Source organism: Flavobacteriales bacterium TMED191 (assembly GCA_002171975.2).
Classification (GTDB): Bacteria; Bacteroidota; Bacteroidia; order Flavobacteriales; family TMED113.
Window position 1 is genome coordinate 1 of the sequence record NHIO02000033.1, and the last position, 14384, is coordinate 14384.

14 protein-coding genes and 1 tRNA gene are annotated in these 14384 nt (G+C 30.6%); 7 read left to right on the top strand and 8 right to left on the bottom strand.

Annotated elements, in window-relative coordinates; all coding sequences use genetic code 11:
- The 3 genes from CBD51_003365 to CBD51_003375 all read left to right on the top strand — a co-directional run.
- Positions 1-397: type IX secretion system membrane protein PorP/SprF (locus CBD51_003365; protein RPG59265.1), on the top strand; the 397-nt coding region annotated here is incomplete at its 5' end.
- Between the two features lie 72 nt (positions 398-469).
- A complete protein-coding gene (locus tag CBD51_003370; protein ID RPG59266.1) occupies positions 470-2665 on the top strand; it encodes a hypothetical protein in 2196 nt (731 codons plus the stop codon).
- 70 nt (positions 2666-2735) lie between these two features.
- Positions 2736-4052 carry a UDP-N-acetylmuramoyl-tripeptide--D-alanyl-D-alanine ligase gene (locus CBD51_003375; GenBank protein RPG59267.1) on the top strand — a complete coding sequence of 439 codons (1317 nt, stop codon included), beginning with the start codon at positions 2736-2738 and terminating at the stop codon, positions 4050-4052.
- Here CBD51_003375 and secA read toward each other — a convergent pair whose 3' ends face one another.
- From secA to CBD51_003395, 4 genes are all read right to left on the bottom strand, one after another.
- Positions 4053-7316 (bottom strand): preprotein translocase subunit SecA, encoded by a 3264-nt coding sequence (secA, locus tag CBD51_003380; protein RPG59268.1) that lies wholly within the window; start codon positions 7314-7316, stop codon positions 4053-4055.
- A 25-nt stretch (positions 7317-7341) separates the two neighbouring features.
- Positions 7342-7566 (bottom strand): DUF2795 domain-containing protein, encoded by a 225-nt coding sequence (locus tag CBD51_003385; protein ID RPG59269.1) that lies wholly within the window; start codon positions 7564-7566, stop codon positions 7342-7344.
- Between the two features lie 62 nt (positions 7567-7628).
- Entirely contained in the window at positions 7629-8171 is a 543-nt protein-coding gene (locus tag CBD51_003390; protein ID RPG59270.1) for a cob(I)yrinic acid a,c-diamide adenosyltransferase, read from the bottom strand.
- 26 nt (positions 8172-8197) lie between these two features.
- Positions 8198-8282, bottom strand: a tRNA-Leu gene (locus CBD51_003395).
- Between the two features lie 118 nt (positions 8283-8400).
- Here CBD51_003395 and CBD51_003400 point away from each other — a divergent pair.
- Genes CBD51_003400 through CBD51_003410 form a run of 3 tightly spaced genes read left to right on the top strand, consistent with a single transcriptional unit; the run spans position 8401 to position 10719 of the window.
- Positions 8401-9024 (top strand): flavin reductase family protein, encoded by a 624-nt coding sequence (locus CBD51_003400; GenBank protein ID RPG59271.1) that lies wholly within the window; start codon positions 8401-8403, stop codon positions 9022-9024.
- Positions 9025-9034: 10 nt separating this feature from the next.
- A complete protein-coding gene (locus CBD51_003405) occupies positions 9035-9367 on the top strand; it encodes a DUF3127 domain-containing protein (protein ID RPG59272.1) in 333 nt (110 codons plus the stop codon).
- A gap of 2 nt (positions 9368-9369) precedes the next feature.
- Positions 9370-10719: a short-chain fatty acid transporter gene (locus CBD51_003410; GenBank protein ID RPG59273.1), complete on the top strand. Its 1350-nt coding sequence runs from the start codon at positions 9370-9372 to the stop codon at positions 10717-10719.
- Here CBD51_003410 and CBD51_003415 read toward each other — a convergent pair.
- Positions 10709-11791 carry an ABC transporter permease gene (locus CBD51_003415; GenBank protein ID RPG59274.1) on the bottom strand — a complete coding sequence of 361 codons (1083 nt, stop codon included), beginning with the start codon at positions 11789-11791 and terminating at the stop codon, positions 10709-10711. The two genes, CBD51_003410 and CBD51_003415, sit on opposite strands and share 11 nt — an antisense overlap.
- Positions 11792-11844: 53 nt before the next feature.
- Here CBD51_003415 and ruvC point away from each other — a divergent pair, with 53 nt between their 5' ends.
- On the top strand, positions 11845-12393 hold the full coding sequence (gene ruvC, locus CBD51_003420; protein ID RPG59275.1) for a crossover junction endodeoxyribonuclease RuvC: 549 nt from the start codon (positions 11845-11847) through the stop codon (positions 12391-12393).
- A 3-nt stretch (positions 12394-12396) separates the two neighbouring features.
- Here the strand turns inward: ruvC and CBD51_003425 are convergent, their stop codons facing one another.
- The 3 genes from CBD51_003425 to CBD51_003435 are packed head-to-tail and all read right to left on the bottom strand — an operon-like array spanning position 12397 to position 14376.
- Positions 12397-12792, bottom strand: coding sequence for an HIT family protein (locus CBD51_003425; protein ID RPG59276.1), 396 nt, complete (start codon positions 12790-12792; stop codon positions 12397-12399).
- A 5-nt stretch (positions 12793-12797) separates the two neighbouring features.
- Complete coding sequence (gene greA, locus CBD51_003430) at positions 12798-13274, bottom strand: transcription elongation factor GreA (protein ID RPG59277.1); 477 nt, start codon at positions 13272-13274, stop codon at positions 12798-12800.
- A 52-nt stretch (positions 13275-13326) separates the two neighbouring features.
- Complete coding sequence (locus CBD51_003435; protein ID RPG59278.1) at positions 13327-14376, bottom strand: PorV/PorQ family protein; 1050 nt, start codon at positions 14374-14376, stop codon at positions 13327-13329.
- Between the last annotated feature and the right edge of the window lie 8 nt (positions 14377-14384).

Below are 14384 nucleotides of genomic sequence, written 5' to 3' on the forward strand. Positions count from 1 at the left end.
AATGAAGGTGACGCTTCACGGTGGAGCAAAAATTTTATTGTATGACATTGGCTTAGGTTTTTTTCAAACTGGATTTTTTTCAAAATTTAATTTTCTAACTCCACACTTTATATTCCAGAAACAAGCTGAATCTGAACAAATTATTCTAGGAGCTCACATTGCTAGTAATGATTTTATGCTTGGTGCATCATATAGAAGAGGTTTTAACAACTCTGATGCAGTAATTCTTTTATTAGGATATGATTTAGAAAAATATAAAATTGGTTATAGTTATGACCTTACTGTATCACAACTAGGAATAAGCTCTGGTGGTGCACATGAAATTTCTCTACAAATCCAATTAGGATGTTTTTATAAAAATCCTTCACAAAATAATATACCTTGTCCAAATTTTTAATATATTAGTTAATTAATTAATTATCCTCTATAAATTATAGATCGGATTATATAAAATAAACACCAAACAGTTATGAAATTTTTATCATATTTAAAGTATTCTCTTTGTTTATCTTTAATTTTTGTTGTTGGATGTATCAACAATCCCCCTGAAGATTACTCTGTAACTACAGGATGGGCAACAAATTGGCAACAAAATGGAGGATTTGAAGCAAAGTTAAAAAATAGTAAAGGAGATAATGAAGAATTTATATACGATGGCATGGAGATTCCTTCAAACATGGTATTTGTTCAAGGTGGAACATTCGTTATGGGAAGAACTCAGGAGGATGTTATGCAAGATGGAAACAATATTCCTAAGGAAGTTACAGTGTCGTCATTTTGGATGGACCAAACAGAAATTACCAACCTCCAGTATCGTGAATACACTGATTGGGTGAAACGTGTATTTTGGGAGGAAGGAGAAGGCATGTATGCTTACCTCTACACTCATTCTCTTCCTGATAGTACAGTTTGGAGATCTCAACTTAGTTTTAATGAACCAATGGTTACTCAATACTATAGACATCCTGCATATCAGGATTATCCCGTTGTTGGTGTTAGTTGGCAACAAGCCGTTGAATACTGCGACTGGCGAACTGACAGAGTGAATGAAAGACGAATTATCGAATCAGGTGCATTGGGGAAACCTGAAAAAGCTTGGAAAAAATGGAAAGAAGGCTACTATGATATTGGTGATGATCAAGAAGGCTACTTTAGTACTCAAAAATACTTAAAATACAAAGAATATGATCTTGATAATTGGGAAAAGGGTAGCAAAGGTTTACGAAGAGGTGTTCCTGACTTATCAGCAACTCAAGAGGATGACCCAAATGCAAGAAGAAAACTTAGAAAAATCAAAATCGAAGATGGTCTATTTACAACCCCATATAGACTTCCAACTGAAGCAGAATGGGAGTTCGCTGCTGTAGCTGGGTACAACCATACCGTAACTCCTGATGGAAACATGCACGGAAAGTTTTATCCATGGAGAAGCGTTGATGCAGATAACCATATAAAGGATGGAAGTAAATCCGGAAGAATTTCGTTACGTCAACCATATAACAAAACAGCAAATATGCCTAACGTTTCTAGACAACAATATGGAACATTTAGAGATGCTGGTCTTATTCAAGCAATCACAGATGGTGCAACAAATGAAAACGAAACTAAAGATGGGACATATGGAGGCTACTCCTCTATTGGCTATGATCATTACATGAACACACCTTCATATAGATCTATCGCATTTGAAGAAATGAGAGCAGGTCAGTTTTTAGCAAATTTTAGACATGGACGAGGTGATTATGCTGGAGTGTCCCCTATAAATAATGATTTAGGTACAATGACAATGCCTGTCGGGTCATTCCCTCCAAATGATTGGGGATTATATGATATGGCTGGTAATGTCAATGAATGGGTAATGGATGTATATAGACCACTAACACCACTCAGCTCAAGTGATTTAAATCCATTTAGAGGCAATCTATATAAAGAAATTCCAAGAGGTGATGATGGATACGTAAGAATGTTGGAAGATTTAGAAGAAGAAGAAGCCCAAGCTCTAGGATTAATGGATGAAAATGGTGAATATATTTATCCTGCTGAACCAGGTTCGATGGTTCTAATCAATGAACAAATTGATGGAAGTGATGATCCTATAGGTGATGAAGATGGAGATGGATTTTCGGATGAAAATCCATATGCTATATATAAGGGACGTGATGTTCCAGGTAAGGAAAGTTACGAATATGAAAATGATAGATCTACGCAATCTGAATCAAGAAATGATGAAAATATAGATGCTTATGATTTTCTTAGTTCCGCAAAAGGAAGTAATCCAAGAACAAGCCCAAAAAGAAATTATAATAGAGCAAATAATATTGACTACAGAGATGGACAAGGATCATTACCATTAGCTCCAGAGTATGCTGGATGGGGGGTTTATGATTACGGAAAAGTTACTCTAATTAATAATTATACAAGAATCTATAAGGGTGGATCATGGCAAGATGATGCATATTGGTTAAGTCCTGGAAGTAAAAGATTCTTAAATGAAGACTTAGCAAGTAGTGATATAGGATTTAGATGTGTAGTTGATCACCTAGGATATGTTTCAGGTGGATATTATAAATTAGGAGAAGAAAAAGATGCAGAACGTACAAAGCAACTTTGGAAATATAAAGATGGTTCATACAATAACAACTTTAATCAATACCTTAATGATTAAAGTTATTACTGTACAATAATAAAAAACCCAAGTATAATAGCTTGGGTTTTTTTTATGCTAAAATGATGTAATGAGTCAAATAAACGAGATATATAAGCTATATAAAGAATGCGATCAAAAAATATCAATTAACTCCAGGTCTAATGATATAAAAAACTCTTTATTTTTTGGTATAAAAGGTGAGAAATTTGATGGTAATTTATTTGCAGAAAAAGCACTAGAAAATGGAGCAAAATATGCAATAAAGGAATCAAATAAAAACTCAGATAATCCTAAAATTATTCATGTAAAAGATACAATTAAAACTCTTCAACTTCTAGCTAAAAAGCATAGGGAAAATTTTAATGTACCAATTATTTCAATAACTGGCAGCAATGGAAAAACAACAACAAAAGACATACTAAATAATTTTTTATCTACAAGATATAACACATGTTGTACTCAAGGAAATTACAATAATCATATTGGAGTTCCATTAACCTTATTGTCATTAGATAATACTCATGATATTGGAATAATTGAAATGGGTGCAAATAGCTTAGGTGAAATAAAGTTACTTTGTCAAATTGCTCAACCTACTAGTGGAATAATTACTAGTATTGGGAAGGCACATCTTGAGGGTTTTGGTAACCTTGAAAATATTATAAAAGCAAAATCGGAACTTTATGAATTCATAATGAAAAAAAATGGCACCCTATTTGTTGACCAACAAAATAAAATACTACTAAAATTAACTAGTAATTACGAAAACAAATACTTTTATAATGCGGTACTAGAATCTAGGAATAAAAAGCAAACAAATGCATCATTATATTTTGAATGTAATCCCTTTATATCGATTCAATGGAAAAAAAATAAAATCAAAACTAAAATTATTGGAAATTACAATGCCAAGAATATTGCAGCAGCAATTAAAATTGCAAATTATTGTAATATAAATGATGAAGAAATATGTTATGTATTGAGAAAATTAGAATTACAAAACAATAGGTCTGAATTTATTAAGACTGACAAAAATGAAATTATTTTAGATGCATATAATGCTAACCCTACTAGTACAACTAAAGCAATAAAAAATTTTATAATTATTAAAGACGACTACCCACTTTTAAAACATACTGTAATAATAGGAGATATGCTGGAACTAGGTGAATATTCGATTAAATATCACCAAGAAATAGTAGATCTATTAATTAATTTAAAAATTAAAAAATGCTATTTAATCGGTCCTATTTTCCAAAAGACTAATTATCCAAAATATTTTAATCATTGTATTTCTGTAGAAGCATGTGAAAAGTTAATTGTAAAAAATAAGATTCTAAATTCATTAATTTTAATTAAAGGATCGCGAAAACTGAAATTAGAGAAATTGAAAAGTTTACTTTAATTAATACTTTTTAAATCTACCACCAGAACCTCTTTTTATATTTTTTTGTTGTGCTCTTTTTTGCTGTCTAGTGAGTTTTTGCTGATTTTGCGTATTTATAGCTTGATTTCTTGAGGGTGCTCGTTCTTCTTTACCCCTAGAGGCATGACCAATTAAATCTGAATTTCTTGAGATACTTTGTGGTTCTGATGAATTACCTTTAGGAAGGTTTGCTTTAAATAAAAATGAAACTGCATCTTTATTAATAATCTCTATCAATTCATTAAATAATTTAAAAGATTCAAATTTATAAATTAACAATGGATCTTTTTGTTCATAGACTGCTCCCTGTACAGACTGCTTTAAATCATCCATTGCTTTCAAATGCTCTTTCCAATTTTTATCTACACATGCTAAAATCACATCTCGAGTAAATGAAGTAATTAGAGAATCTCCTCCGGAATTAATAACCTCATCTATATTACAGACAATACCAATAGTATTTAAGCCATCTGAAAATGGAATTCTAACATTATTAAATTTTGTATTAGACTCGTGCATTCTTTTTATAACAGGGAAAGCCTCTTCTTTAATTCTTAATAGTTTGTCATTGAAAAGATTACGTATTTGATTTGTTAATAATAAACCTTGTTTTTCTATTGAATCATTAATTTTTTGCATATCAATAAAATTAATTACATCTTCATTGGAAAATGTAACAAGAAATTCTGATTTTAATTCATCAATATTTTTTTGGTCTAATTGTTTTTCTAATATAGAATATACAACATCATAAATCATATTTGAAACATCAAGAGATAATCGTTCACCAAAAAGAGCATTTTTTCTTCTTTTATATATTACCTCTCTTTGAGAATTCATAACATCGTCATATTCTAAAAGTCTTTTTCTAATTCCATAATTATTTTCCTCTATCTTTTTTTGGGCTCGCTCTATTGATTTAGTAATCATAGGATGTTGAATTACGTCTCCATCTTTAAATTCGCCTCCAAATCTTTTAGCAAAATTACTATCTATTATTTTTGCAATTCTATCAGAGCCCATAATTCGCATTAAATTATCTTCAAGAGAAACAAAGAATTGAGAAGAACCAGAATCCCCTTGTCTCCCAGATCTACCACGCAATTGCCTATCTACTCTTCTTGAGTCATGACGTTCTGTACCAATAATTGCTAAACCACCTGAACTAATAACTTGATTAGATAACTTGATATCCGTCCCTCTTCCAGCCATATTAGTAGCAATAGTCACAGTACCAGGAATACCGGCCTGAGCAACTATATCAGCTTCCTGCTGATGACGTTTAGCATTTAAAATATTATGTTTGATTTTTAAACCACTTAATAATCGACTTATTTTCTCTGAAATATCTACAGAAGTAGTCCCAACTAAAACCGGTCTGTTATTGTCTGTCAAGGCGACAATTTCGTCAATAACTGCTTTATATTTTTCTCTATTTGTTTTATAAACACAATCTTCTTTATCCTTTCTAATTACAGGCTTATTTGTAGGAATAGAAACAACATCCAGTTTATAAATATCCCATAACTCACCTGCCTCAGTTTCAGCAGTTCCAGTCATTCCAGAAAGCTTTTTATACATTCTAAAATAATTCTGCAAAGAAATAGATGCTAATGTTTGAGTTGCATCTTCTATTTTACAGTTTTCCTTAGCTTCGATAGCCTGATGAAGACCATCTGAATATCTCCTTCCTTCCATAATTCTACCAGTTTGCTCATCAACAATTTTGACTTTTTCATCTACCACAACATAATCAACATCCTTGTCAAATAAACTATAAGCCTTTAAAAGTTGTGTCATAGTATGCATACGCTCACTTTTTATTGCATAGTTTCTAATAATTTCATCTTTTGCATTTGCATCAGTAACTTCTCCTAACTCAACATTAATATCTGGTAATAGAAAAAAATCAGGATCTCCATATAAACCAGCTAAAAATTCTAACCCCTTATCACTTAGTTCTATTCCCTTTGTTTTTTCTTCGATAGTGAAATATAATTGATCATCAATAATATGCATATTTTTGCTTTGTTCTTGCATGTAAAAGTTTTCAGTTTTTTGCAATAAGGTTTTCATACCATCTTCACTCAAAAACTTTATTAGCGCAGGTGTTTTCGGAAGTCCTCTATGAGCACGGAATAAATTAACTCCACCATCTTTTTCATTATTATCTTTAATTTTTGATTTAGCTAAAATCAACTCACTATTAACAAGCTTCCTTTGTTCTTTGACTAATGCATCAACTGTTGACTTTAAACTTTGAAACTCCTGTTTAGTTTCTCGTTGCACTGCACCAGAAATAATAAGGGGAGTTCGAGCATCATCAATCAATACAGAGTCAACTTCATCAATAATTGCAAAATATGGATTCCTTTGAACTAAGTTTTTAACATCGTGAGACATATTATCCCGCAAATAATCAAAACCAAACTCATTGTTTGTTCCATATGTAACGTCACATTGATAAGCTTCTCTTCTATCATTAGAATTAGGTTGATACTTATCAATGCAATCAACAGTTAAGCCATGAAATTCAAATAATGGCCCCATCCATTCTGAGTCTCTTTTTGCTAAGTAGTCGTTAACTGTTACTACATGAACTCCGAGTCCTGTTAGAGCATTTAAATAAATCGGTAATGTTGCAACTAAAGTTTTACCTTCTCCTGTTTGCATTTCAGCAATTTTACCTTGATGTAAAACTAATCCACCTATCAATTGAACATCATAATGTATCATATCCCACTTCTTCATCACTCCACCAGAAACCCAGGATGTATTCCAGATAGCTTGATTTTTTTCAATCTTAATATGATCCGAATTCTGGCTTAGTAAAACATCATTGTCAGTTGCTTCTACCGTAATTGATTCATTTTCTGTAAAGCGTTTAGCAGTTTCCTTAATAACAGCAAAAGCCTCCTCCTTGATTGAATTTAAAACCTTTACAATTATTTCATCTTTTTCTACATTTAATTGATCTATCTGACTGTATATATCTTCTTTTATATCGGTATTTTCCTGCGCTTCTATTTCTTTTTTCAAGTCTTTTATTCTTAAATCAATAGGTTTCAACGAATCACTAATTGTAATTTTAAATTCAATTGTTTTTTTTCTTAAATCATCATAAGATAGAGATGTAAAATCATTTCCAAAGCTTAGTGTTTTATTTAAACCTGGAGACAACTCTTTCATATCTCTTTGAGATTTTGTACCAAAAAGGTTTAAGATGGTTGATAAAATGCTCATTTAAATTTTGTGTGAATAATATATACTAATACTCCTCTTCGTTCCAAAGAAAATCATCAGAGGACGGATAATCTGGCCAAACTTCTTCAATGGAATCATAACTTTCGCCTTCATCTTCCATTGACTGTAGGTTTTCAACCACTTCCAATGGTGCACCAGATCTTATTGCGTAATCAATCAATTCATCCTTGGTCGCTGGCCAAGGGGCATCACTTAAATAAGAAGCTAATTCTAAAGTCCAATATGACATATCTATTCAATATTCATTTAATATTGCAAATATAATTTTTTTAGTTAGAAATCAAAATTGTATTAACAATGCCATTTGATTTCTTTGATGTTTTTTATATTACCAATTTTTCTTGATAAAACAAATAAATAATCTGAAAGACGATTCATAAAAGTTATAATATTTGGGTCAACATTTATTGTTAAATTTAATTGTGTAATTCTTCGTTCAGCTCTTCTACAAACAGAACGTGCTATTTGCGCATAAGAACTCCAACGATCACCACCAGGTAATATAAAGGAAGTTAACGGCGGTAAATCTTTATCAATATTATCTATATATATTTCTATTTTTTCTATAGATTTATTAGTAATAGTCATATTAAGACGAGGCTGAGATTTAGATGCTAAAGAGGCGCCTATTATAAATAAATTGTTTTGAATATCAATTAATTCATCTTGATGTGTATTCATTTTAACATGATCGAATGATCTTAAAAGCCCTAAATAAGAATTTAACTCATCAACAGTACCATATGCCTCAATCCTCACATGGTGTTTGTCAATATTTTTTTCACCAATTATAGAGGTTTTACCTAAGTCTCCTTTTTTAGTATAAATTTTCATTACCTAGATAAATTTAAATTAAAAAATGGTGCGGATAGAGGGAGTCGAACCCACACACCTTTCGGCACTAGATCCTAAATCTAGCGTGTCTACCAGTTCCACCATATCCGCATTCATCATTTTATATATGCGAATATACAAAACTATATATACTAATTAATATATATAATTATTCAAAATGATTATTATTATATAGATTTGTTAAATCTTTATTCAAATTTGCGTTATTATGAACTTAGAAATTGAACCAAATAAAATTGCAACAAAAGACTTACACAAATACCTTCTTTCAAGTGTAGGCCCTAGACCAATTGCATTAGCCAGTACAATTGACTCAAATGGAATTAATAATGTTAGTCCATTTAGTTTTTTTAATGTATTCAGCGCAAAACCACCAATTGCAATTTTTTCTCCGGCAAGAAGAGTTAGAAATAATACAACAAAAGATACATTAGAAAATATTAAAGAGACTAAGGAGGTTGTAATCAATATTGTAAATGATAAAATAGTTGAAAAAGCCTCCATTTCCAGTACCGAATTTCCACCTGAGATTGATGAATTTAATGAATCAGGTCTAACACCAATTGCTTCAAAAAGAATTAAACCCTTTAGAGTAAAGGAGTCTCCTGTCCAAATGGAATGTAAAGTAAACCAAATAATTGAGCTTGGACAAAAAGGAGGCGCAGGAAATCTGATTATATGCGAAATTATTTTAATTCACATAAATTCAGAAATTCTAGATAAGAATAACCAAATTGATCAAAATAAAGTTAAACTCGTAGGACGGCTTGGAAATAACTGGTACTGTAAAGGTTTTGGTCAAAGTCTTTTTGAAATTCAAAAACCTAAATAAATTAAATAAAATGAGCAACTTATCAATAACAGGTACACTAACAAAAAAAAATCAAATAGAAAACATTGAAAACAAAGAGGGCAAAAAATGGATAAAACAAACATTTCTGATTGACATAGGTCAAGATTATAATAGTAAAATATGCTTTCAATTATTCGGGGAAGAAAAGGTGAAAATTCTTGAATCATATAACATAGGGGATAGAATTGAAGTTTTCTTTAACATATCTTCGAGAGAATATAATAATCGATACTATCACAATATAGATGCATGGAAGATTAATCCATCAAATAATTCAAATCTAAACCCAGATTCAGAAGAAAAAGAAGAATTACCTTTTTAAAGATGATTAAAAAATTAGAAAATACTATTAGAAAAACTCTACCAAGTCCTTTCTCAATTGCTGTTATTCTAACTATCATAATTATTTTTCTAGCCTTATTACTAACTGACTATAAACTATCATTTGTAATCACGGCATGGGAAAAGGGACTTTGGAATAATGCGCTAATGAATTTTGCAATGCAAATGATGTTAATGTTAGTATTAGGTTATGTTTTAGCATTAACAAATTTCTCAAAAAAAATTATAGAAAAAATCACACCTTTATGTAATAATTCAGCTAATGCAGCATTCTGGGTTTCTTTATCAACAATTCTTGTTAGTTTTTTTAATTGGGGATTGGGACTAATCTTTGGAGCTATTCTTGCGCGAAAAGTTGGGGAATACTCAGTCCAAAACAACTTACAACTAAACTACCCTTTAATTGGTGCTGCGGGATATTCTGGTTTAATGGTGTGGCATGGCGGACTTTCAGGCTCTATACCTTTGAAAATTGCAGAAGAAAATCACCTTCAAGATATTATTACTAATCCTACAATTCTTAAACAGATACCAGTTTCTGGAATAGACTTTTCTCAAACTGTTTTTTCTAACATGAATCTATCAGTTAGTTTATTACTAATAATCATTATACCCTTGATTTTATTTTTGCTTGGAATGAGAAATTCTAAAGGGTCAAAAATTAAATTTAAAAAGACTGAAATATTAAAAGAAAAAACACAAGCAATTGGAGCTGAAAAAATTGACCAGTCTAAAATTTTTTCTAAAATAATTGGACTATCAATTATACTTTTCGCTATTCAAAAGGTTTTTAATGCTGAATCATTAGCATTCATTAACCCGAATTTTATAAACTTGCTATTATTGGGGCTATGCCTATTTCTTCATAAAAACTTTAGTTATTTTATAAAATCTGTAAATACTGCTATTAGCAGTGCTAGTGGAATACTTATACAATTTCCTTTATATTTTGGAATTATGGGGATAATGAACTCGACAGGCCTAGTAGATATTTTTGCTGAATTCTTTATTAATATTTCAAATAAAAACACATATCCTATTTTTACTATGTTAAGTGGAGGCTTAGTAAATATTTTTGTTCCAAGTGGTGGTGGACAATGGGCAGTACAAGGAATAATTGTAATCCAATCTGCTCTCGAATTAGGGGTATCCATACCTAAAAGTATTATGGCACTAGTATATGGTGATCAATTAACAAATATGTTACAACCATTTTGGGCACTTCCATTATTAGGTATTACACAAATAAAAGCAAAGGAATTGTTACCTTATACACTAATAATCATGGTTATTGGAATAGTTATTTTTACAGTTAATTTAATTATTTTCTAGATTTTACACCTAACAAGTCCCTTAGTCTGTTACCTAAAAACATAAAGGATAATACTAACAAGACAATACATAAACCTGGTATTAAAGCAAGATATAATTTATCCATTATAATAAATCCATAATGATTTCTAATAATCATCCCCCAGGAAGGTATAGGCGGCTGAACTCCTATTCCTAAAAAACTTAATCCAGATTCTAATAAAATTGAGGTAGCAAAATTAGCAGCTGAAATTATGATAATTGGATTAATGATGTTGGGCAATATATGTTTGAACATTATATAAAAATCAGGAACACCAAATGACCTAATAGATTCTATATATGGCATCTGAGAAATTTTCAAAACCTCTCCTCTAGTTACACGCGCCACTTCAACCCACATTGTCAAACCAACCGCAACAAAAACTTGCCAAAATCCCTTACCTAAAACAACGCTGATAGCAATAACGAGCAATAATGTTGGAATTGACCACACAACATTAATTAACCAGCTAATAAAAACATCTAATTTACCGCCATAATAGCCTGATATCATCCCCAAAGAAATACCTATTAATAATGAAATAAATACCGATATAAAGCCTACTGAAAAGGATATTCTTGTTCCTAAGATAACTCTACTTAATAAGTCTCTACCATATCTATCCGTTCCTAATATATAAGTTTTATTAATTATGTGTTTGTTATTTTTATTATGATGTAATTTATCTAATGAAACTTTTTCTTTTCGAACATTATTAAAATTATACAACACATAAGATAATGTATCATCTTTGTAAGAGTAGCTATCAATTATTATCTCCTTGTAATGTTTTTTTTTACCAAAAAAAAACTGTGAAAAAATATTTTGAGAATTGTAAATAGAATCATTTTTTAACAACAAAACATTTGCACTAAAACCTGGAGACTTTTTTGCAATTGATAATTGAATATTATTTGCTAACGGAGTATTATCAGGCATAATTTGATAAGAGAATACTGCTAAAACAAAAAACAATACAACTAATAATAAAGCTAAGAGTGATGCTATATTAGATGAAAATAAATTAATTATAATACTTTTGAAATTCATTTAATTATTCAATATACTAAATATAGAATTGCTATTTATTATATTTATATAAAATGGAAAAAGATAAAATAATACTTGGTATTGATCCCGGAACTAATATAATGGGTTATGGACTTGTCAAAAAGTCAAAAAATAAAATAAAATTTTTATACCTGGATGTTGTTTTACTAAATAAAATTAAGTCTCATAATTTAAAGCTGAAAAAAATCTTTGAGACAACCAATAATATAATTCAAATGTACTCACCAGACGAAATTGCAATCGAAGCTCCATTCTTTGGGAAGAATGCTCAATCTATGCTAAAACTTGGAAGAGCACAAGGAGCTGCAATGGTAGCAAGTGCTGTAAATAAAATCCCCATTGTCGAATATGCGCCAAAAAAAATAAAGTTAGCAATTACAGGAAGTGGGACTGCATCAAAAGAAAAAGTAGCTGGAATGTTAATTAAGATGTTACAGATAGAAACTAAACCTAAATACCTAGATGCAACCGATGGTCTAGCCGCAGCTGTATGTCATGCACTTCAAAAGAGAATAATATTAAATAATAAAAAAGAAACTTGGAGTCAATTTATAAAAAATAACCCTAAAAGAATTAAATAAAGTCTAATAAATAATTTTTTTAGATATATCTCTAGACAATTTTGATAATTCTGTTTCATTGGAATTGAAACTTTTAGAAAAATTCATATCTTCTATATTGTTAATTGGCACTAAATGTACATGCGCATGTGGAACTTCAAAGCCTATAACACTAACTCCAATTCTATTGCAATTAATTGATTTTTTTAAACCTTTGGCGACGATGCGAACAAAAGCCCATAAACTTTGGTATTCTTCTTTTTTTAGATCAAATAAATAATTAACCTGTTTTTTAGGCACAACAAGAACATGACCTGTTTTTATTGGTCTAATATCCATAAATGCTATATTAAATTGATCTTCGGCAACTAAATGGCAACTATATTCTTTATTTATTATTTTTTTAAAAACAGAATCCATTTAATTTAAGACCTAGAAATACTTAAAATTTCAAAATTAATAACACCTGAAGGCACATTAATACTAGCTAATTCACCAACTTTTTTTCCTAGTAAGCCTTGACTTATTGGTGAAGAAATAGAAATTTTATTAACTGATATATCTGCCTCCGATTCTGGTACTAGAATATACTCAAGAATTGAACCTGTCAAATTATTTTTTATTCCAACCTTAGAATATAATAACACTTTATCTGTTGCTAGCTTTGAAGCATCAATGACCCGTGCTACAGATATTTTTGACTCTAGTTCAGATATACGCATTTCAAGTAATCCCTGTGCTTCTTTTGCGGCGTCATACTCTGCATTCTCAGATAAGTCACCTTTATCACGAGCTTCTGCAATCTGCTTTGATATGTTAGGTCTCTCAACTGTAGATAACTGATTCAACTCTGATTTTAATTTATCTAAAGCTTCTAAACTATAATATACAATCTTTGACATATACCAATACGTTTTAAATTAATATAATATGATTTTTCTAATTTATTATAAACTATAGTACAATTCTTGCACCAAAAGTATGAACAGACTGCAAAGGATCTGCGGGCCTATAAGAGTAATCTAATCCGAAATTTGTTTCATCTGAAAGAGGCAATTCTACACTAAAACCAGCTGACAAGCCTTTAAATGAGGTTGTTCTACCTTCATCAAAATCATCTAAAATACCACTCTCATAACCATAACCGCCTCTTAATGTAACCATCTCCTTCCAAGAAACTTCTAGACCAGTTAAAAATTGATCTTTAGAAAAGGAATTTGAAACAAATGTTTCTGAACATGTAATTCTAAACTCATCATTTAGTAAATAAAAATCATACGAACCACCTATATTAAGTAGAGAAGGTAATTCAAACGAGGCAGATCTGATTTCCATAGTCATATCATACCCATTTAATCCATTTACAGTAACATCATCTCCATCTCCGTTGAATTCCATTCTAGGACCAATGTTTTTTAATGTAATTCCAAATTTTGCCTCACCTCGTCTACCCGTTTCATAATGAACTCCTGCATCCAATGCAACACCGTTAGCAGATAATTCAGCAGCAGATTCAGAAATCATTTTTACAGTCAGACCTGCTGACATATTATAAGTGAATTTCTTAGCATATGACAAGGCTATATTCATAAATTGTGGAGAAAAAGTACCAATTCCACCATCAGGATTTTGATATGTTGTTCGTTCAATTTCACCGAAATCTAGAGACATAATAGATACTGACATTGCTCCAGTATCACCAATTTTCTGACCAAATCCAAAAGCATTAATTGAAATATCTGCAAACCAAGAGGCATGAGAAAATATTAATTCTGTACCCTCTATTCCAGTTAATCCTGCTACATTTAAAAAGGCACTTTCTAGTCCTCTGACAGAAGCAGTATTTGCTCCAGCCATTCCTGAGCTTTGCGCCCATGGATTTATTAATAGTTCAGAAGCACCAGCTTGTCCAGTTCTCTCGTCGCCCTCTGTTTGAGCGAAAAGTGCAAAAGATATTAAACTAAATAAGCAAATAAATACTAATTTTTGTGTTTTAATTTTCATAAATAATA

Coding starts and splice junctions, on each gene's coding strand:
- CBD51_003370 (RPG59266.1), top strand. CDS start 470: ATGAAATTTTTATCATATTTAAAGTATTCTCTTTGTTTATCTTTAATT.
- CBD51_003375 (RPG59267.1), top strand. CDS start 2,736: ATGAGTCAAATAAACGAGATATATAAGCTATATAAAGAATGCGATCAA.
- secA (RPG59268.1), bottom strand. CDS start 7,316: ATGAGCATTTTATCAACCATCTTAAACCTTTTTGGTACAAAATCTCAA.
- CBD51_003385 (RPG59269.1), bottom strand. CDS start 7,566: ATGTCATATTGGACTTTAGAATTAGCTTCTTATTTAAGTGATGCCCCT.
- CBD51_003390 (RPG59270.1), bottom strand. CDS start 8,171: ATGAAAATTTATACTAAAAAAGGAGACTTAGGTAAAACCTCTATAATT.
- CBD51_003400 (RPG59271.1), top strand. CDS start 8,401: ATGAACTTAGAAATTGAACCAAATAAAATTGCAACAAAAGACTTACAC.
- CBD51_003405 (RPG59272.1), top strand. CDS start 9,035: ATGAGCAACTTATCAATAACAGGTACACTAACAAAAAAAAATCAAATA.
- CBD51_003410 (RPG59273.1), top strand. CDS start 9,370: ATGATTAAAAAATTAGAAAATACTATTAGAAAAACTCTACCAAGTCCT.
- CBD51_003415 (RPG59274.1), bottom strand. CDS start 11,791: ATGAATTTCAAAAGTATTATAATTAATTTATTTTCATCTAATATAGCA.
- ruvC (RPG59275.1), top strand. CDS start 11,845: ATGGAAAAAGATAAAATAATACTTGGTATTGATCCCGGAACTAATATA.
- CBD51_003425 (RPG59276.1), bottom strand. CDS start 12,792: ATGGATTCTGTTTTTAAAAAAATAATAAATAAAGAATATAGTTGCCAT.
- greA (RPG59277.1), bottom strand. CDS start 13,274: ATGTCAAAGATTGTATATTATAGTTTAGAAGCTTTAGATAAATTAAAA.
- CBD51_003435 (RPG59278.1), bottom strand. CDS start 14,376: ATGAAAATTAAAACACAAAAATTAGTATTTATTTGCTTATTTAGTTTA.